The sequence below is a fragment of the Marinactinospora thermotolerans DSM 45154 genome (genome assembly GCF_900167435.1).
In the GTDB taxonomy this organism is placed as follows: Bacteria; Actinomycetota; Actinomycetes; order Streptosporangiales; family Streptosporangiaceae; genus Marinactinospora; species Marinactinospora thermotolerans.
In genome coordinates this window covers 150,165-169,657 of sequence record NZ_FUWS01000012.1, presented here as the reverse complement: position 1 = coordinate 169,657, position 19,493 = coordinate 150,165, and the positions used below count along the sequence as shown (strand labels likewise).

17 protein-coding genes and 1 tRNA gene are annotated in these 19,493 nt (G+C 70.7%); 11 read left to right on the top strand and 7 right to left on the bottom strand.

Annotation, left to right across the window (positions count from 1 at the left end; all coding sequences use genetic code 11):
* Positions 1-25: 25 nt before the first annotated feature.
* Together B5D66_RS20655 and B5D66_RS20650 are read right to left on the bottom strand one after the other, a co-directional pair.
* Positions 26-664: a TetR/AcrR family transcriptional regulator gene (locus B5D66_RS20655; RefSeq protein WP_078763441.1), complete on the bottom strand. Its 639-nt coding sequence runs from the start codon at positions 662-664 to the stop codon at positions 26-28.
* Positions 665-678: 14 nt separating this feature from the next.
* Positions 679-1,635 (bottom strand): acyl-CoA desaturase, encoded by a 957-nt coding sequence (locus B5D66_RS20650; protein WP_078763440.1) that lies wholly within the window; start codon positions 1,633-1,635, stop codon positions 679-681.
* A gap of 318 nt (positions 1,636-1,953) precedes the next feature.
* On the opposite strand from B5D66_RS20650, the gene B5D66_RS20645 reads away from it, so the two are divergent.
* From B5D66_RS20645 to B5D66_RS20595, 11 genes are all read left to right on the top strand, one after another.
* Positions 1,954-2,025: transfer RNA gene (locus B5D66_RS20645), tRNA-Gln, on the top strand.
* Positions 2,026-2,323: 298 nt separating this feature from the next.
* Positions 2,324-3,778 carry a bifunctional UDP-N-acetylglucosamine diphosphorylase/glucosamine-1-phosphate N-acetyltransferase GlmU gene (glmU, locus tag B5D66_RS20640; RefSeq protein ID WP_078763439.1) on the top strand — a complete coding sequence of 485 codons (1,455 nt, stop codon included), beginning with the start codon at positions 2,324-2,326 and terminating at the stop codon, positions 3,776-3,778.
* 17 nt (positions 3,779-3,795) lie between these two features.
* Positions 3,796-4,773 carry a ribose-phosphate diphosphokinase gene (locus B5D66_RS20635; protein ID WP_078763438.1) on the top strand — a complete coding sequence of 326 codons (978 nt, stop codon included), beginning with the start codon at positions 3,796-3,798 and terminating at the stop codon, positions 4,771-4,773.
* Between the two features lie 253 nt (positions 4,774-5,026).
* Positions 5,027-5,659 carry a 50S ribosomal protein L25/general stress protein Ctc gene (locus tag B5D66_RS20630; protein ID WP_078763437.1) on the top strand — a complete coding sequence of 211 codons (633 nt, stop codon included), beginning with the start codon at positions 5,027-5,029 and terminating at the stop codon, positions 5,657-5,659.
* Positions 5,660-5,685: 26 nt separating this feature from the next.
* Positions 5,686-6,345 carry an aminoacyl-tRNA hydrolase gene (gene pth / locus B5D66_RS20625; protein WP_078763502.1) on the top strand — a complete coding sequence of 220 codons (660 nt, stop codon included), beginning with the start codon at positions 5,686-5,688 and terminating at the stop codon, positions 6,343-6,345.
* A 278-nt stretch (positions 6,346-6,623) separates the two neighbouring features.
* Positions 6,624-8,096: a sugar transferase gene (locus B5D66_RS20620; protein WP_078763436.1), complete on the top strand. Its 1,473-nt coding sequence runs from the start codon at positions 6,624-6,626 to the stop codon at positions 8,094-8,096.
* 5 nt (positions 8,097-8,101) lie between these two features.
* Positions 8,102-8,893, top strand: coding sequence for a 3'(2'),5'-bisphosphate nucleotidase CysQ (locus tag B5D66_RS20615; RefSeq protein ID WP_078763435.1), 792 nt, complete (start codon positions 8,102-8,104; stop codon positions 8,891-8,893).
* A gap of 40 nt (positions 8,894-8,933) precedes the next feature.
* Positions 8,934-9,860, top strand: a complete 927-nt coding sequence (cysD, locus tag B5D66_RS20610) for a sulfate adenylyltransferase subunit CysD (protein WP_078763434.1) — start codon at positions 8,934-8,936, stop codon at positions 9,858-9,860.
* A 54-nt stretch (positions 9,861-9,914) separates the two neighbouring features.
* Positions 9,915-11,207 carry a sulfate adenylyltransferase subunit CysN gene (gene cysN / locus B5D66_RS20605; protein WP_268805606.1) on the top strand — a complete coding sequence of 431 codons (1,293 nt, stop codon included), beginning with the start codon at positions 9,915-9,917 and terminating at the stop codon, positions 11,205-11,207.
* Positions 11,208-11,343: 136 nt separating this feature from the next.
* Positions 11,344-12,267 carry a sulfotransferase family protein gene (locus B5D66_RS20600; protein ID WP_078763432.1) on the top strand — a complete coding sequence of 308 codons (924 nt, stop codon included), beginning with the start codon at positions 11,344-11,346 and terminating at the stop codon, positions 12,265-12,267.
* Between the two features lie 465 nt (positions 12,268-12,732).
* Complete coding sequence (locus B5D66_RS20595; protein WP_394330075.1) at positions 12,733-13,947, top strand: glycoside hydrolase family 26 protein; 1,215 nt, start codon at positions 12,733-12,735, stop codon at positions 13,945-13,947.
* Positions 13,948-14,438: 491 nt separating this feature from the next.
* On the opposite strand, the gene B5D66_RS20585 is transcribed toward B5D66_RS20595, so the two are convergent.
* From B5D66_RS20585 to B5D66_RS20565, 5 genes are all read right to left on the bottom strand, one after another.
* Positions 14,439-14,861 carry a helix-turn-helix domain-containing protein gene (locus B5D66_RS20585; protein ID WP_078763431.1) on the bottom strand — a complete coding sequence of 141 codons (423 nt, stop codon included), beginning with the start codon at positions 14,859-14,861 and terminating at the stop codon, positions 14,439-14,441.
* Positions 14,862-14,947: 86 nt separating this feature from the next.
* Positions 14,948-16,432, bottom strand: coding sequence for a glycosyltransferase (locus tag B5D66_RS20580; RefSeq protein ID WP_078763430.1), 1,485 nt, complete (start codon positions 16,430-16,432; stop codon positions 14,948-14,950).
* Positions 16,429-16,887: a glycosyltransferase family 28 protein gene (locus B5D66_RS20575; RefSeq protein ID WP_078763429.1), complete on the bottom strand. Its 459-nt coding sequence runs from the start codon at positions 16,885-16,887 to the stop codon at positions 16,429-16,431. The genes B5D66_RS20580 and B5D66_RS20575 overlap by 4 nt, the downstream gene beginning before the upstream one ends.
* Before the next feature lie 36 nt (positions 16,888-16,923).
* Complete coding sequence (locus B5D66_RS20570) at positions 16,924-18,483, bottom strand: lipopolysaccharide biosynthesis protein (protein ID WP_078763428.1); 1,560 nt, start codon at positions 18,481-18,483, stop codon at positions 16,924-16,926.
* A gap of 52 nt (positions 18,484-18,535) precedes the next feature.
* Positions 18,536-19,393: a sulfotransferase family protein gene (locus B5D66_RS20565; RefSeq protein ID WP_078763427.1), complete on the bottom strand. Its 858-nt coding sequence runs from the start codon at positions 19,391-19,393 to the stop codon at positions 18,536-18,538.
* Positions 19,394-19,493 lie beyond the last annotated feature (100 nt).

Genomic DNA, 19,493 nt, shown 5'->3' with positions numbered 1-19,493 from the left:
AGGGGCACCCGGCGGCACGGCGCCGTTACGCGCTCTCCAGCCGCGGTTTGGGGTCCAGGCTCGACAGGCCGTTCCAGGCCAGGTTGACCAGGTGCGCGGCGACCACCTCGCGTTTGGGCTTGCGCACCTCCAGCCACCACTGTCCGGTGAGGGCGACCATGCCCACCAGCGACTGCGCGTACAGCGGGGCGAGCTTGGGATCGTAGCCGCGTGACTTGAACTCCTCGGCCAGGATGTGCTCGACCTGTGAGGCGATGTCGCTGATGAGACTGGCGAAACTCCCCGTGGCCGACGCGGCGTGGGAGTCGCGGGCCAGGATCCGGAAACCCTGGCTGCTCTCCTCGATGTAGCGCAGCAGTGCCAAGGCCGCGCGCTCCAGCTTGGTGCGGGCGTGGTCACCGATCAGGGCGTCGCTGACCATGCCCAGCAGCCGCTGCATCTCACGGTCCACGACGACGGCGTAGATGCCCTCCTTGCCGCCGAAGTGCTCATAGACCACGGGTTTGGAGACGCCCGCCCGAGCCGCGATCTCCTCGATCGACGTACCGTCGAAGCCGCGCTCGGCGAACAGTTCCCGCCCGATGTCGAGAAGTTGTTCTCGACGTTCCTTGCCGGTCATGCGCTTCCTGCGGGACCGGGGTTTCTGCTCGCTCACGGCTTCCATGATCGCCAATCAGATCAGACGCTGACGCGTTTGGCGGCGAGACGTTCCGCGTTGGGCCAGCGCACCTTGGTGGCCCAGCCCAGCTTCTCGAAGGCCCAGATGACGCGAGCGGAGATGTCGATCTGACCCTTCAGGACGCCGTGCCGGGCGCAGGTGGGGTCGGCATGGTGGAGGTTGTGCCAGGACTCCCCGAACGAGGGAATCGCCAGCCACCACACGTTACGCGAACGGTCGCGGACTTCGAAGTTCTCCTCACCGATCGTGTGGCAGATCGAGTTGACCGACCAGGTCACGTGGTGCAGCAGGGCCACGCGCACCAGGCCGCCCCAGAAGAAGGCGGTGAAGGCCCCCCACCAGGACATGGTGATCAGACCGCCGATCACGGCCGGGGCCAGGAGCGAGAACAACACGATCGCGCCGAACCAGCGGTCGATCTTGACGAGGTCCTTGTCCTTGAGCAGGTCGGGCGCGAAGCGCTTGGGAGAGGTCTTCTCCTCGCTGAGGAACATCCAGGCCATGTGCGCGTAGAACAGGCCCTTGGCGACCGAACGCCAGTCGTCGCCGAAGCGCCACGGCGAGTGCGGGTCGCCCTCGGCGTCGGCGTACTTGTGGTGACGGCGGTGGTCGGCGACCCACTTGATGACGCCGCCCTCGATGGCGAGGCTGCCGGCGATGGCCAGGGCGATGCGCAGCGGGCGCTTGGCCTTGAAGGAGCCATGGGTGAAGTGCCGGTGGAAGCCCACGGTGATGCCCAGGCCGCCGATGACGTAGAACACGGCGCCGATGGCGATGTCGAGCCAGGTCAGTCCCCACCCCCAGGCGAAGGGGACGGCCGCGATGAGAGCGAGCAGGGGGACCAGGACGAAGAAGAAGACCGTGATCCGGTTGCCGAGTGACTGGCCCTCCGGGTCCAGCTCCGGCTCGGGCGTGCGTTTCGTGGAGTCGAGAGCGGTCTCGGGTGCTGTGGTCATCTGCCCACCTCGTTCAAGGCCGTTGTGTGAATCGTCGCGTCCTCGCCGGGTAGGGGCGAGGACGCGACGCCCGGACGACGGCCGCGTAACCTATACCTACGTAACCGTAACCTACGCAGCCGTAGGTTTGGCAAGATGTGAGCGGGAAAACAGGCGGCAAAGTCCCGCTCGCGACAAAAGGGGAGAGGGGCGTGTCACCTCGGCGCGGCCTGACCGCGACATATGGGTGTGCTCTGGTGGGGACGACCCGCTATCGTTTGCCTCAGCGGTCGAACCCCGATCGGAAGCGACGTCGGTCCGGGTGTGCTCTGATCGCGGTCCCGGGTGGTGTAATCGGCAACACCGGCGGTTTTGGTCCGTCTGTTCTAGGTTCGAGTCCTAGCCCGGGAGCCCTTCAGGTCCGCCTCGCTGCGGGGGTAGCCGATCTCACAGGCGGCGCGCCGAGCGGGCCGCCCACGGCCCCGGCCTCCGACGGAGCCGGGCGCGGCGTCCCGTCCTCCGGGTGGGACCGCCCCCACCGTCGCATTGCCCCGGATGTATGCTGCCCATGTCGGCCCGGGCTCTTCTCTGTTCGCGCGCCCGCAAACTGCCGTCAGTTTCGCCGACACGTCACGTCGGCTTCGTGGGTTCGATCCCGTCGTGCGCCGACGCACAGATCATCCGCCAGCGACATGAGGAGTCTCCGCCAGTGAGCGTGAGCCGCCCGGCTGCCGTCATCGTCCTCGCGGCGGGCGAGGGCACCCGAATGAAGTCCCGGCTTCCCAAGGTCCTGCACGAGATCTGCGGCCGCAGCATGCTAGGCCACGTCCTGGCCGCGGCCGCCGAACTCGACCCCGAGCGCACCGTGGTCGTCGTGGGCCACGGGCGCGAGCAGGTCGTCCAGCACCTCCAGCATGTGGCCCCCGGAGTCGGCACCGCCGTCCAGGACAGCCAGAACGGCACCGGCCACGCCGTCCGCATGGCGGTGGAGTCGCTGCGTGAGCAGGGTGTCGAGCTGTCGGGCACGGTCGTGCTCGCCTACGGCGACACGCCGCTGCTGCGCGGCGCGACGCTGGCCGGGCTCGTCGCCGCCCACGAGGAGGCCGGGAACGCCGTCACCGTGCTCTCGGCCCGGGTCCCCGACCCCGCGGGGTACGGCCGGATCGTCCGCGACGCCGATGGCGTCTTCACCGGGATCGTCGAGCACGCCGACGCCGACGAGGCGCAGCTCGCCATCGACGAGATCAACTCCGGCATGTACGCCTTCGACGGCGCCCTCCTCAGCGACGTCGTCAAGCGGCTGTCCACGGACAACGCCAAGGGCGAGGAGTACATCACCGACGCCGTGGGGATCCTGCGCGGCGACGGTCACCGCGTCGGCGCGGCGCTGGCCGGCGACTGGGTCGAGATCCAGGGGGTCAACGACCGCGTCCAGCTCGCCGAGGCCCGCCGGCTGCTCAACGACCGGCTGCTCACCGCTCTCATGCGCGACGGCGTGACCATCGTCGACCCCGCCACCACCTGGGTCGACGCCGGGGTCCGCGTCGGCCGTGACGCGGTCATCGAACCGCAGACCCAGCTCCAGGGGCGCACCGTCGTCGGCGAGGGCGCCCACATCGGTCCGGCCACGGTCCTGCGTGACACCGAGGTCGGCGCCGACGCGGTGGTGTCGATGACCGTCGCCCACGAGGCGCTCATCGGCCCCGAGGCGACCGTCGGTCCCTATGCCTACCTGCGTCCCGGCGCGGTGCTGGACCGCAAGGTCAAGATCGGCACCTACGTCGAGGTGAAGAACGCCAACATCGGCGAGGGGACGAAGGTTCCGCACCTGACCTACGTCGGCGACGCCGACATCGGCCGTGGGGTCAACATCGGCGCCTCGTCGGTGTTCGTCAACTACGACGGTGTCACCAAGCACCGCACGACCATCGGCGACCACGCCCGCACCGGCAGCGACAACATGTTCGTCGCGCCCGTCCGGGTCGGGGACGGCGCCTACACCGGCGCCGGAACGGTGGTCCGCGAAGACGTCCCACCCGGCGCACTGGCGGTCTCGGCCGGTCAGCAGCGCAACATCGAGGGGTGGGTACAGCGCAAGCGCCCTGGGACGCCCGCGGCCGAGGCCGCGCGACGGGCGGACGAGAACAGCGCTGCGAGCGACTGATTGTGGGGGAAACAGCAGTGACCGGCATGAAGGCCGCAGGTCAGAAGAAACTCATGCTCTTCTCAGGGCGCAACCACCCTGAGCTGGCAGGACAGGTGGCCGAACAGCTCGGTATCGACGTGGCGCCGACGAAGTTCCAGGACTTCGCCAACGGCGAGATCTTCGTGCGTTACCTGGAGTCGGTGCGCGGCTGCGACGCTTTCGTGTTGCAGTGCCACTCCGACCCGATCAACGAGTCCATCATGGAGCAGCTCATCATGGTGGACGCGCTCAAGCGGGCCTCGGCCAAGCGCATCACCGTCGTGACGCCCTTCCTGGGCTACGCCCGGCAGGACAAGAAGCACCGCGGGCGCGAGCCCATCTCCGCCCGGTTGATGACGGACCTGTTCTACACCGCGGGCGCGCACCGGCTCATGGCGGTCGACCTGCACACCGACCAGATCCAGGGCTTCTTCGACGGCCCGGTGGACCACCTCTTCGCGTTGCCGATCCTCGCCGACTACGTCGCCTCGCAGGTCGACGTCGCCGACGCCACCGTGGTCTCTCCCGACGCCGGACGCGTCCGCACCGCGGACCGCTGGGCCGACCGGATGGGCGCGCCGCTGGCGATCATCCACAAGCGGCGCGACCCCGACGTCGCCAACGAGGTCAAGGTGCACGAGGTGGTCGGCGAGGTCGAGGGCCGCACCTGCATCCTGGTCGACGACATGATCGACACCGCCGGCACGATCGTGAAGGCCGCCGACGCGCTGTTCGAGCAGGGCGCCTCGAAGGTCATCGCCGCCGCCACGCACGGCGTGCTGTCGGGGCCGGCCGCGGAGCGCCTCCAGAACTCCCGGATCTCCGAGGTCGTCATCACCAACTCGCTGCCGGTGCCCAAGGAGCGCTCCTTCGACAAGCTGACCCAGCTGTCGATCGCCCCGCTGCTGGCCCGGGCCATCAACGAGGTCTTCAGCGACGGCTCGGTCACCAGCCTGTTCGAGGGCGCGAGCTAGTCCCACGACGCAGGCCCGGGAAAGGATCGCGTCCCGGGCCTGCCGCCCGTGTCCGGAGTCGTCCCGCGAGCCGGTAGACTGAAATGAGTGTCCCCGCGTCTGTGGGGCTCGTCCCCGCGGTCGCGTGGGCTCTCTGGGTGGCGCGGCGCGGTCGTGTTCCCCGTGAATGCGGGTCTCCCCGCCCCATGCGGGAGTGGTTCTACAGAAGTCGTGTTTCCCCGCCATTGCGGGGGTGATCCCGAGGAGTTTCGTCGTGTCCGAGGTACGCATCGCTGCCGAACCGCGCACCGAGTTCGGGAAGGGTGCCGCTCGTCGCGCCCGCCGCGCGGGTAAGGTGCCGGCCGTCCTCTACGGCCACGGCACCGAGCCGCGCCACATCCACCTGCCGGGCCACGACCTGATGCTCGCCCTGAAGACCCCCAACGTCTTGCTGCGTGTCGACGGCATCGAGGGCAAGGACAACCTGGCCCTGCCCAAGAGCGTCCAGCGCGACCCGATCAAGGGCTTCCTCGAGCACGTCGACCTGCTGGTCGTCAAGCGGGGCGAGAAGGTCGCGGTCGAGATCCCGGTGAACCTCACGGGCGAGATCGCCAAGGGCGGCGTGCTCAACCAGGAGCTCGTCCAGGTCGAGGTGCTCGCCGAGGCCACCCACATCCCCGAGGGCGTCGAGTTCGACGTCGACGGCCTTGAGGTCGGCGCGCACGTCACCGCCGGCGACCTGAAGCTGCCCTCCGGTGTGGAGCTGTCCACCGACGCCGAGACCATCCTCCTCACCGTCGCCGCCGAGCGCACCGAGGAGGAGATCGAGGGCGAGGGCGCCGAGGCCCCCACGGGCGAGGCCGCTGACGCCGAGGTCGCCGAGGCTCCCGCCGGGGAAGCCGAGTAAGCCCCGGAACGGGTCTTCCGCCGATGATGCGCGGTCTCCTGCGACGCCTGTCGGGGGGCCGCGCATTCGTGTCGGAGGACCGCTCCCCCGAGGCGCATGGGAGTGACGTGAACACCGAGAGGTGGCTGATCGTGGGTCTGGGCAACCCCGGACCCAACTACGCGGGGCATCGGCACAACGCCGGGTTCATGGTCGTCGACACGCTGGCCCGGCGTGGGGGCGAACGCTGGAAGTCCCACAAGGCGAACGCCCAGGTGGTCGAGACCCGGTTGGCGGGGGTCCCGGTCGTGCTGGCCAAGCCGCGTTCCTACATGAACCTGTCCGGTGGCCCGGTCGCCGGGCTGTGCTCCTTCTACAAGATCCCGGTCGAGCGCGTTCTCGTCGTACACGACGAGCTCGACATCCCCTACGGCACGCTCAGGCTCAAGCGCGGCGGGGGCGCCGGTGGCCACAACGGTCTGCGTTCGATCTCCGCGTCGCTGGGCGGCCCCGACTACGTTCGGGTGCGGTTCGGCGTGGGTCGGCCGCCGGGGAGCATGGACCCGGCCAAGTACGTGCTGACGAACTTCTCCTCGACCGAGGCCAAGGAGCTGGACCTCAACGTCGAGCTGGCCGCCGACGCCGTCGAGGCGGTGCTCAAGGACGGCCTGGAGCGGGCCCAGAACGTGTTCCACACCGCGCGCTGAGCCGCGCCGCGGCTGACGAGGGGCCTTCCGCCCGAGCGGGAGGCCCCTCGTCGTCTGCGGGGTGGCGGAGAACTTACAGCCATCCGTTATCCGCGCTGCTCAGAGGGCTTTTCTGATTACGATCCGTCACGTCACGCGACAGAGTGATCACGTTTAGCTACTCTTTACGGGTCAGAGCGCATTCCGCGCCCCCTGATCCCCACCAATGAGACCGGCTCCGCCGTTGTGTGACGTCGTTGTGCGTGGAAACAGGGGGTCCCCGTCGAAGGTGGGAGTTTATGGCCGTATTGAGTGGCGTGCGGACCGACGTCAAACGGATACGGACCGTCGCGACGTCACCGTCCCCGGGATGGACACGTTCCTACGTTCGCGCCCTTCTCGCGGTTGACATGGGGGCGGCCGCGGTCGCCGGGCTGGGCGTGGCACAGACCCGCTTCGCCGACGTGGTCCCCGCGCCGGCGACGTCCCCCTACGTGATGCTGTCCCTCGCGCTGCCGTTGCTGTGGGCGGCGGTGATCGCGGTGGCCGGCGGCTACGAGCGCCGCTTCATCGGGGTGGGGACCGAGGAGTTCCGGCGGGTCCTGACCGCCGGGGCCACGCTGACCGCGACCGTGGCGATCACCGCCTACACGAGTCAGACCGACGTCGCCCGCGGCTACGTGCTGGTGGCCCTGCCGGCCACCACCCTCCTCAGCCTGGTCCTGCGCTACGCGCTGCGCAAGCGCCTGCACCGCATGCGGACGAGGGGGGCGTGCATGCGGCGGGTCGTGGTCGTGGGGCACCGGGAGGCCGCGCGGGAGCTGATCCGGCAGTTCCGCTCGGAGCCCTATCACGGGATGAACGTCGTGGGCGTGTGCCTGCCCGGCTCCTGGGACGACTCCGGCGTCACCGATGTGGACGGTTGTCCCGTCTACGGGGACTTCTCGATCATCCCGGCCGTGGTGGGGGTGGTCCGCGCGGACACGGTGGCGGTGCTGTCCTGTCCCGAGATGGACGGGGTGGAGCTGCGCCGGCTGGCCTGGGAGCTGGAGAAGAGCGGCACCGACCTGACGGTCGCGCCCGCCCTGATGGAGGTGGCCGGTCCCCGGACCACGATCCGCCCGGTGGCGGGGTTGCCGCTGCTCCACGTGGAGCACCCGGAGCTGGCCGGTGTGCGCCGCCTGGTGAAGGGGCTGTTCGACCGGGTGGCCGCGGCGTGCGCGCTGGTGCTGCTGTCCCCGTTGTTCGTGGTGCTGGCCCTGCTGATCCGGATGGGGGGACCCGGACCGGCCCTGTTCCGGCAGACCCGCGTGGGCAAGGACGGGGCCGAGTTCACCGTCTACAAGTTCCGTACGATGGTGGTCGGAGCGGAGGCGCTCAAGGCGGTGCTGCGCCCCCGCAACGAGCACGACGGCGTGCTGTTCAAGATGCGCAAGGACCCGCGGGTCACCCCGCTGGGGGCCTGGCTGCGGCGCTATTCGCTGGACGAGCTGCCGCAGCTGTTCAACGTCTTGCTGGGGCACATGTCCCTGGTGGGGCCGCGGCCCCCGCTGCCCGAGGAGGTGGCCCGCTATGGTCACGACGTACGGCGGAGGCTCGTCGTGAAGCCGGGAATGACCGGGCTGTGGCAGGTCAGTGGACGTTCCGACCTCTCCTGGGAGGAATCCGTCCGGCTGGATCTGAGGTACGTGGAAAACTGGTCGTTGACCCTCGACGTCCAGATCCTGTGGAAGACGTGTTCAGCGGTGATCCGCGGGGCGGGAGCATACTGAGTCTGGTGAGCAGCATCCGAAACGACCACGAGGTGGCGCGCGACCTCGCCACCGAAGCCGGGCAGCAGTTGCTCCGGCTGCGGGACCGGCACGGCTTCGAGGAGCCCGACGTCCTGCGCACCCTGGGAGACCGACTCTCCCACGAGTTCCTCTTCTCCGCGCTGGGACGCCTGCGCCCCAGTGACGCGGTCCTCTCCGAGGAGGGGGTCGACGACCCCGCCCGATTGTCGGCCCGGCGCGTGTGGATCATCGACCCGCTCGACGGGACGCGTGAGTTCGCCGAGGCGGGACGGGGCGACTGGGCGGTGCACGTCGCGCTGTGGGAGAACGGCGACCTGGTGGCCGGGGCGGTGTCGCTGCCGGCCCAGGGCAGCACGCTGTCCACGGTCGACCCGCCGTGGCTGCCCGAGGAGCGTCCGGCCGACCAGCGACTGCGCATCACCACCAGCCGGACCCGGCCACCGGAGTTCGTGCAGCGGCTCGCGACCCGGCTCGGCGCCGAGGTCGTCCCGATGGGGTCGGCCGGCGCGAAGATCTGCGCGGTGCTGTTGGGGATCGCCGACATCTACCTGCACGCCGGTGGACAGTACGAGTGGGACAGCGCGGCCCCGGTGGCCGTGGCGCGGGCCGCCGGCCTGCACGCCTCGCGAATCGACGGCTCGAAGCTGACCTACAACGAGACCGATCCGTCGCTCCCCGATATCCTTGTATGCCGACCGGAATTGTCGAGTATGTTGTTGGCCAGTATCCGCAACGTCGCGGATCTGGACAGCGCCGGACCACACGCGGGGGGCTGAGGGCTCCCGCGTCCGGAAGTGACGCGAGCGAGGCGGTTTCATGAGTCAGTCGGCGGCCCTGGGGCGTTACCAACTCTCCCAACTCGATTTCCTCGAAGCCGAGGCGATCTTCATCATGCGGGAGGTGGCCGCCGAGTTCGAGCGGCCGGTTCTGCTGTTCTCCGGCGGCAAGGACTCCATCGTGATGCTCCGTCTCGCGGAGAAGGCGTTCTGGCCGGGACCGATCCCGTTCCCGGTCATGCACGTCGACACCGGGCACAACTTCCCCGAGGTCATGGAGTACCGGGACCGCCGGGTGGCCCAGGCCGGGGTCCGCCTGGTCGTGGCCTCGGTCCAGGAGCAGATCGACGCCGGCAAGGTCACCGAGCCCACCGGGCGCTGGGCCAGCCGGAACCGGTTGCAGACCGCGGCCCTGCTCGAAGCCATCGAGGACAACGGCTTCGACGCCGCGTTCGGCGGGGCGCGACGCGACGAGGAGAAGGCGCGGGCCAAGGAGCGGGTGTTCTCCTTCCGGGACGAGTTCGGCCAGTGGGACCCGAAGAACCAGCGGCCCGAACTGTGGAACATCTACAACACCCGCATCAACCGCGGCGAGCACATCCGCGTCTTCCCGTTGTCGAACTGGACCGAACTCGACGTGTGGGGCTACATCGCGCGCGAGCGGCTGGAACTCCCCTCGATCTACTTCGCGCACCGGCGCCGGGTGTTCGAGCGCGACGGGATCCTGCTCGCCGACAGCCCGTTCATCTCCCGGGACGACGACGAACCGGTGTTCGAGGCCATGGTCCGCTACCGCACCGTCGGCGACATGACCTGCACCGGCGCGGTTCGCTCCTCGGCCACCGAGCTGGACGAGGTCATGGCCGAGATCGCGGCGACCCGCATCACCGAGCGCGGACAGACCCGCGCCGACGACCGCGCCAGCGAGGCGGCCATGGAGGACCGTAAGCGCGAGGGCTACTTCTAGACCCGCCCGGCGGGACGCCCTCTCCCGCACCCCACGCTCCACCGCCGCGCCCTTATCGACCCCTGGGGACACCTGCACATGAGCACTGACATCCTGCGATTCGCGACGGCCGGGTCCGTCGACGACGGCAAGAGCACACTGATCGGCCGCCTGCTGTACGACTCCAAGTCGATCTTCGAGGACCAGCTCGACGCGGTCGAACGGACCAGCCGCACCCGAGGCGAGGAGCAGACCAACCTGGCCCTGCTCACCGACGGTCTGCGCGCCGAACGCGAACAGGGCATCACGATCGACGTGGCCTACCGCTACTTCGCGACGCCGCGCCGGACCTTCATCATCGCCGACACCCCCGGCCACATCCAGTACACGCGCAACATGGTCACCGGGGCGTCGACGTCGGACCTCGCGATCATCCTCGTCGACGCCCGCAAGGGGCTCCAGGAGCAGAGCCGCCGCCACGCCTTCCTGGCCACCCTGCTCCAGGTCCCGCACCTGGTGCTCGCGGTCAACAAGATGGACCTGGTCGACTACGACCAGGCGCGCTTCGAGGAGATCAAGCGCGAGTTCTCGGCCTTCGCCACCAAGCTCGACGTCACCGACCTGACCTTCATCCCGATCTCCGCGCTCCACGGGGACAACGTGGTCGAGCGCTCCCTCAACATGCCGTGGTACGACGGCCCCTCGCTGCTGCACCACCTGGAGAACGTGCACATCGCCTCCGACCGCAACCTCATCGACGTGCGGTTCCCGGTGCAGTACGTGATCCGGCCGCAGCGCGCCGACGACCCCCGGCTGCACGACTACCGCGGGTACGCCGGTCAGGTCGCCGGAGGCGTGCTCAAGCCGGGCGACGAGGTCGTCCACCTGCCCTCGGGCCTGCCGACCCGGATCTCCCGCATCCTCACCGCCGACGGGGAGGTCGAGGAGGCGTTCGCGCCGATGTCGGTCACGCTCCTGTTGGAGGACGACATCGACATCTCCCGAGGCGACATGATCTGCCGGCCCAACAACCAGCCGGCCGTCACCCAGGACATCGACGCGATGGTGTGCTGGATGTCGGAGGCGCGCGACCTCACCCCGCGTTCCCGGCTGATCGTCAAGCACACGACGCGCACGGCCAAGGTGATGGTCCGCGACCTCCACTACCGGCTCGATGTCAACACCCTCCACCGGGACGAGGCCGCAGACCGCCTCTCCCTCAACGAGATCGGCCGGGTGCGCCTGCGCGCGACCCAGCCGTTGTTCGCCGACGAGTACAAGCGCAACCGCCTCACCGGCGGGTTCGTCCTCATCGACGAGGGGACGAACACGACGGTGGGGGCCGGCATGATCGTCCAGACCGGCTGAGCCGACCGTGGGCCGGGCGGCCACGGCCACCCCTTCGGACGAGGGGTCCCGCCCGTCCGGCCCGACCCGGTTCGCCGGCGGCCCCGACGGCCCGCCCTCGCCGCGAACGCTACCGAGCGTGGCAGTATGGCTACCCATGGACAACTTCCGGCTGGTCTTTGTGGGGGGCATCGGCCGCTCCGGGTCGACCCTGATCGAACGGCTTCTCGGCGAGCTTCCCGGTGTGTGCTCGGTCGGCGAGGTCGTGCACATGTGGCGGCGTAGCCTGGTGGACGGTGAGCCCTGTGGGTGTGGGGCGCCGTTCCGCGACTGCGGCTTCTGGCGTGAGGTCGGCGTCGAGGCGTTCGGCGGTTGGGAACGCCTGGACCCGTCCGAGGTGCTGGCGCTGAAGGACTCGGTGGACCGTACGCGCTTCGTCCCCCGGCTGCTGGGGCGGGACCTGCCCGAGGGGATGGCCGAGCGCGTGGCGCGCTACACGGCCCTGTACGACCGCCTCTACGCCGCGGTGGCGGCCGTGAGCGGCTGTGAGGTCGTGGTCGACTCCAGCAAGCACGCCTCACTCGCGGCGTGCCTGCGCCGACGCTACGGCGGCGGGCTGCGCGTCCTGCACGTCGTGCGCGACCCGCGTGCCGTGGCCCACTCCTGGGGCAAGCGGCTGCCGCGTCCGGAGGCGACCGCGAGCAGCCTCGAACAGGAGATGGCGCGCTACTCCCCGCCGCGCGCGGCGGTGCAGTGGATGGCGCAGAACACGGTGTTCGCAGCGCTGGCCCGCGCCGGCGTCCCCACCCGCCGGGTGCGCTACGAGGACTTCGTCGCGGCGCCGGCGGCGGAGTTCCGCGCGATCGCGGAGTTCGCCGGTCACCGCGGGGACGTCCCCGTCGCCGTGGACGGCACCGTGAGGCTGTCGGAGTCCCATACGGTCTCGGGCAACCCCATGCGCTTCACCACGGGGCCCGTCGAGGTGCGGGCGGACACCGCGTGGCGGAGCGGGCTCGCCGTCCGGCACCGGGTCGTCGTCTCGGCGCTGACCGCCCCGGTGCGGCGGCGGTACGGCTACTGAGCCGCCACGGCCCGTCCGGCGGGTTCGGACCGGGCCGGCGCATGGGGGGCCGGCGGCGCCGGCCGGCCTCGTCGACGTCCTCGGGGAACCCGGCGGCCCGTGTCCGATCAGGGCGAGGGGCGGCGGATCGCGCCGCCGGCGATGGCCGACGCCCCGTGCCCCGTCGCGGCCCCGGTGATCCGTGGGCGGCGCGCCCGGACCGGGAGGGACGCGGGCGCGACCACGCGCGCTGTGGGGCCGCGGGGGGGCGATCGCCGGTAGAACGTGACCCGGGCTATGCCGATGGTCCGCAACTCGCCGTTTTCCGTTACTTAGCGTTACGAGAAGTGTTCATATGGTAATCAGTTGTGTATGCGCGGAAAAGATGATTCCGCGAAGACGGGGGGATCGGGCAAAGGGACGGGCCGGGTTCGGCCAGGTCGCCAACGGCACCGGGCCGCATGGTCCGGCGCCCTGTTCATCGCGGTGACACTGTTCGTCACCAGCTGCGGCGACTACACCATACGGCCCGCGAACGTGCACGACGACCCTTCGGATTCGCCCACCTACGAACCGTCCACGACCATCGGAGGGCACGACGCGCCCTCCCCGACCCCGTCACATCCGGCGTTCTCCCTGCCGCCCGGTTACGGTACGCCCTCGCCGCGGCCCTCGACCGTTCCCTCTCCCGGGACCGATCCCGACTGCCGCGTCGACGAGATCCTCGAACCGTCGTGCGGCGTCTGGTGGGGAGCCAGCCCGTGGCGGGGCAACGTCTACCCGCTGGAGGAGGCCAGCGGGCGGCGGATGGACATCGTCTACACCTGGCACGGGGTGGACCAGCACGAGCTGCCCAACGAACGGGAACGGCACCTCGCCGCCGAGGGGCGCTTCATCCACGCCAACGTCGAGGCGCGCAGGTTCACCAGGAAGGGCCATCCCGCGGTGGACTACAGCGACATCATCGAGGGACGCTTCGACGACTCGCTGCGCTCCCAGGCCCGGGGCGTCGCCGAGCTCGGCGCGCCCGTGTTCATCACCTTCGACCACGAGGCCGACGCCAACCGTCGCTACAACAAGCGCGGCACCCCACGGGAGTTCGTCCAGGCGTGGCGGCACATCGTCGACCTGTACCGCGACAACGGCGCGGACAACGCGATCTTCGTGTGGAACGTGACCGGCTGGCCGCACAACTTCGACCGTCTGCCGGGCCTGTGGCCGGGCAACGACTACGTCGACTGGATCAGCTGGGAGGCCTACAACATGACCGGCTGCGAGCTGCAGCCGCGATGGGACCACGTCCTGTCGTTCGAGGAGGCCCTGGCGCCCATGTACGAGTGGGTGCAGACCGAGGGCGAGCGGCACGGCATCGACCCGGACAAGCCGGTGATGATCGGCGAGGCCGGGACCGTGCCGATCCCCGGCGATCCCGACGCCACCGCCCAGTGGTACGCCGAGATCCCCGAGACCCTGACCAAGTACGAGCGGGTCCGGGCGGTGCAGATCTGGGATGACATGACCGCTCCCACCTGCGACTTCCGGGTGCTGAAGAACGAGGCCGCCCGCGAGGGGTTCGTCGAGGCCAGCCGGCACGACTACCTCAACATCCCCGACGAGGCCCGTGAGGCGATCCTGGAGGCGTTGGAGCTCGTCGACAAACTGAAGGGGATCGGCGACGATCCCCGCCAGGAGCGCGACTGACCGCTTCCCACCCCGACCGACCCGGCCATGGGCCGGTCGGGGGACGCCCGCGACGGTCGGCGGGGAACTAGGGAAGGGGGTCGAGCCGCCCGATCCGGATCCCGATCGCCGAAGGGGGCGCGCAGGCCGCAGTCGATGCCGTAGGGGCGCCGGAGCGGCGGATCGGTGAACTCCACGCCCCGTTCGAGCAGCTCATACGTCTTCCGGCAGTCGTCGGTGGCCAGGATGAGCCGGCCGCCCATGGCGCCCTTGGCGACCATCTCACGGACCTGCCGCGCCGTCGCCTCGTCCATGGCGGGGGCTCCGGCCGCTCCAGCGGGATCTGGCGGGAGGGGCCGCCGGGGGCGTGGACGGTCAGCCGGCGCATGAAGCCCAGGTCGGCCTCGGCACCCACCTCAAGACCCAGTTCGCCGACGTGGAAATCGAGTGTCTCGTCCTGGGCCAAGACGAAGATCTGAGACCGCGCGATCGCGGTGAACACGGTGACGACGCTAGTCGTCTACCGCCGGGGCGGCTGCTCCGAGACTGCTCGGTCTCATCCAGGCCATCGCGAAACAGTTCGGCACGGCGGGCAGCGGGCCGCGCAGCCGGTAGGCACCCGGGGACTCCCCGACGATGGCGCGGAACGTGCGGCCGAACGTTCCCAGGCTGTTGAAACCCACGTCGAAGCAGATCTCGGTGATGCTGTGCTCGGTCGTGCGCAGCAGGAACATCGCGCGCTCCACCCGACGCCGTTGCAGGTAACGGTGGGGCGTCTCACCGAAGGTGGCGCGAAACGTCCGGATGAAGTGGGCCTCGGACACGTGAGCGATCCGGGCGAGGGCGGGGATGTCCAGAGGGGCACCGTAGGCGCGGTCCATCGCGTCCCGGGCGCGCAACATCCGCCGGTTGGTCTCCTCGATGGCGCGGTCCATCCGGACATGACACCACGGCGGTGTGACAGCGCACCGGTGGGGCCGCGCGACGGGACCGGGCCGTGAAGACCGGCCCGGTCCCGCGGTCACACCCCTTTGCCCCGCAGGTGCAACGCGCGCAGGACGGCGTTGGGGGACACCCCGCACGCCACTGCCAGGGCGAGGTAGGCGCGCGGCTCCCGTGGCCGGGCGCGCAGCGTGGCGGCGGCCCACGCGAGCGCGGCGCGCCGGCGACCGGCCGCCGCCTCGGCGAAGGCGATCTGTCCCGCCACCCGCGCGTAACCGGCCCGGACCAGCCGGAATTCCGGGTACTCCGTCAGCAGCCAGCGCAGGGCCGTCGAGATCGTCTGCCAACGGCCGGTGAAGTGGGAGCGTGGATGCCACAGCACCCGCACCCCCACCTCGGGGACGTTGCGGATGGCGGCCCTACGGGCCAGGCGCAGCAGCAGCTCGTAGTCCTCGCCGTAGCTGCCGGGGATCTCCTCGCTGACCGTCCCGCAGCCGTGCACCATCGCATCGCGGCGGATCACGAAGGTGGAGGGGTGCAGCTCGGTCAGCCGGGAACGCAGAAGGTCGGCGAAGGTGATCGTGGTGCGCTCCAGGATCCGATCGGCCTCGGTCGCCTCGTAGGCGACCCGGATACCACAGCACACGATCTCGGTCTCGGGCTCCGCCAGCAGCACCTCGACCTGGCGGCGCAGTTTGCTCGGCAGCCACGTGTCATCGTCGTCGCAGAACGCGACGAGGTCGGTCTCGGCGGCGAGCACCCCGGTGTTGCGCGCACCGGCGAGGCCGGGGCTGTGGGTGTTGGTCACCACCCGGACCGGCCGGTCGCCGCCGTCCTCGGCGAGGGAGTGGTCGGGCTCGTCGTGGTCGTAGACCACCAGTGTGACGATCCGGCCGGGGTAGTCCTGTACGGCGATGGCGCGCAGCGTGCGGCGCAGCAGCTCGGGCCGGTCGCGGGTGGGCACCACGACGGTCACGTCGGGCATCTCGGTGTGCTCGGCGGGCGGCGGGAGCGGGCGGTCGACGGGCCCCCGCTCCGCGGTGACCAGCAGGTCGATGAGCGAACCGGCGCGCCGGACCACGTCGGGCCGCTCGCCCTCGGTCTCCCCCAGCACGAAGTCGTCCGGCTGTTTGAGCGCCTTGTCCAGGGTCGCCCACAACTGTTGGGAGCTCGCACAGGACCGGATCATCCCCGCCTCGTCCAACCGGGCCACGAAGCGGAGCTGGTGATCATCGACGTGCTCGCCAAGCTCGGGATCGCGGGCCACCGAGATGGGCAGCCGGCCATGCCGGCGAACCTCGGTGATCGTGGCCGGGCCGCCGTGCGTGACCACGGCGGTGGCCCGCCGCATCGCGGAGTCCAGCCACTCGCGTTCGAGGAAGGCGATGCCCTCGGCGATCGAGGGGGCGCGTGTCGCACCGTGCTGGACCAGGACGCGGATGCCGGGGTGCTGCTCGGCGTAGGCGTCGATCCAGTCGATGAGCCGGTCGAAGGGATGGTGGTCGGTGCCGACCGTGACGAGGATGAGCGGCCGGGGATCGGCCTGGATGCGAAGCTCGGTCATAGCAGCGGCCCTACGGTGATCGCGGTTGGCATGAACGCGCGCTGTTCCTCCCACTGGGCGAGGAACAGGCGGGTGAACGGACGGCACAGCCGAGCGGTCAGGGTCGGGGTGTCGATGCGGTCGTAGACCTCGATGTAGACGGTGGGGATCCGCAGCAACCAGGCCAGTGCGAAGAACGGCAGGGCGACTCCGGCGCCCGTGCTGACCACGACCGAGGGTCGCGTGCGCGCGAGCGTGCGCGCGGCCAGCACCGTGTTGCGCACCAGGTTGCCGAGGTGGCGGGTGGTCGGGTGGTAGGCCCAGCGCACGTCCTCGCCGGCGAGTGCGGACTCCGCGTCGGGGGTGCGGAACGTGACCCAGGCCCGTTCTCGTTCCTCCCACCACGGCCGCAGGGCACACAGTTGGGCGAGGTGTCCCCCGCTGGACGCGACGAACAGAACAGGGGCGGAAGACATGCCGCCATGATCTCATAACAGTGAGTAATTTAAACGTCACTTCACGTGATGTCGCGTCGTCGTGGACGTGACCGCCTCGCCCCTTCCCCGCAGAGGGGCCCGTAGACCGTCCAGCGCGAGGGGGACGCGCAGCCGCCACAGGGACACGGCGTGCCCGGCGCCCCCCACGGCCAACGCCACGGCCAACGACACCACCCCGCCCCCCAGCAGCGCCTGGAGGGCGAGGGGGACCGCCCCGAACCACCACAGGCACACCCCGGCCGCGAGCGGCCACGCCCGGCTCCACGGATGCAGCCCCCGCGAACCGGCGAGCTGGACGATGGGCGCGAGGTTGCGCAGCACGATCGCCGCCGACCAGGCCAGCGCGCCGCCCACGGCCCCCCACATGGGGACCAGGAGCAGGCACAACGCCACGTTCACGGTGAGCGAGGCGAGATTGTTCAGCAGGTTGCGGCTCGTGCGCCCGGCGGTCATCAAGACGAGGTCGCCCATGCCACAGCCCGAGGCCAGCAGCATCGTCAACGTGATCACCACGAGCACCTCGGCCCCGGCCGCGTAATCCGCGCCGAACAGGCGCAACAGCAGGGGCGCGTACACCACCGTCAACAGGTACAACGGCCAGGCCAGACAGATCAGCCACGCCGTACTCGCCTGGTAGAGCCGGTTCGCGCCGTCCCGATCCCCCACCGCCAGGAGCTCGGCCAGCCGGGGCTGGACGGCGAACTGGATCGCCTGCGCGCCGAACTGGCCGACGACCATGAACCGGGTCGCCGCGGTGAACAACGCGGCGTCGGCCGCGCCGCGCAGGGCCGCCACCAGCACGATCCCGCTGCGCTGGTTGCCGATCTGGGCGATGTCGGCCAGCGAGCGGGGAAGCGCGAACGACCACAGCTCACGGCGGGCGACCGGGCGTGGGACGACGGCCCCGGCGTCGTCGGCCGACGGTCCGGCGGCGGGGCCGCGCGCGATGCGCCGCATCCACCACCAGGCCAGGACCGCGGCCGGCAGGTAGGGGCCGGCCCACGCCACCGCGAGCAACGCGGCCCCGCCGGAGGCCGTGACCGCGCCGAGCAACGCCAGCTGGGCCAGAGGGCGGGCCACCTTGTCCAACAGGGCGCTCGCCCGCATGTCGCGGAACCCGCGGGACACCGCCAGCGCAGCCTCCATGCACACGGCGAACGGCAGGAAGGGCGCGAGCAGCCGCAGGTAGGTGGCTGCCTCGGGCACCCCGAGCCAGGCGGCGAAGTCGTCGGCGAGGACGGCCAGGACACCGGCGAGCAGCACCGCGACCGCGGTCGCCGGCCCCAGGGCCGCCCGCAACAGCGCCGGCACCCGTCCGGCCGCGCCGAGCGCCCGCGATCGAGCGGTGAAGTGGACCAGCGCGTTGGGCGTGCCCAGGCCCGCGACCGCGACGACGATGAGGAACACCGAGGTGGCGGAGAAGAAGGCCCCCGCGGTCTCCTGGTCGAAGGCGCGGGTGACCGCCACGACGAGCGCCACGTTCAGCGCGGCACCCGCCGCCGCGCCGGCCATGCCGACCGCGCCGCCGCGGGCCACCCGGCCCAGTCCGGTGTCGCCGTCGCCTCCGTGCCCCATCGTCCCCTCCCGGATCTCGCCACCGCCGTGCGGCCCTCGTACGCGCCGCGGGTCAGCGCCGCCACGACGGGGTGCGCCCCCACCAGTGGGCCAGGCGCTCGTCGTGCGGTTCGAAGTACTCGGTCAGCCGGGCGCGCAGAACGGGGTCCATCCCCGCGCGGGGGCGGGCGTTGTGCCGTTCGAAGCGGATGTCGGAGTGGTGCGGCAGGCCGAGGAAGTCCTCGATCCGCGCGAACGTCTCCTCGGGCCGTTCGAAGAACTCCTCGCTGTCCACGACGTGCATCCGGCCGCGGCCCAGGTGCTTCTCCAGGCGCGCCAACTGGTCGGCGTAGCGGCCACGGGCCAGGTAGCCGTGGTGCTGGTGGCTGTGGGAGTAGGCCCAGGGCTCCGCGCGCAGCCGCTCCTCCTCGCCGCGCAGCCGCTCCTCCTCGAGCTCGAGCGCGCGCTCGAACGGCTCGGTCTCGAAACCGCGCGCGCTCTCGTGCACGTGGGCGGAGTAGGCGCGTTCGACCGGGTCGCGCAGGGCCACGATGACCTTGATCCCGGGCAGGCCGCGGGCGATCCGCTCGGCGGCCAGCGGGTGGAACATGTAGTAGGGGCTGGACTCGCCGACCTGCCGGTCGCGGGCCCGCGACCGGGTGGGGAAGTGACCCCGGTACCAGGCCGATCCCCGGTCGTAGCCGGTGTCGAAGTAGTGCACCCCCTTGCGGAGGGTGGGCCCCAAGACGTCGGGGTGTTGGAGCAGCGCCTTGAACAGCGACGTCGTCCCGCAACGCTGCGCGCCCACGATGAGGAAGGTGGGAAGCACGCGCATGGACCGGGTGGCCTGGCCGAACAGCCCCGAGGCGGATCGCGCGGTGCGCTGCAACGGGGCGCCGATCGCCGGCGGGATGGACAAGGTGGCGGACATGGGTTGGTTGCTCCTGGTTGTGAGGACCGCGTCCAACGGACGGGTGCGCGGCGGTGGATGGGACCGCCCGCCGGTGGGCGGGCGGAGCGAGGGCACGCGG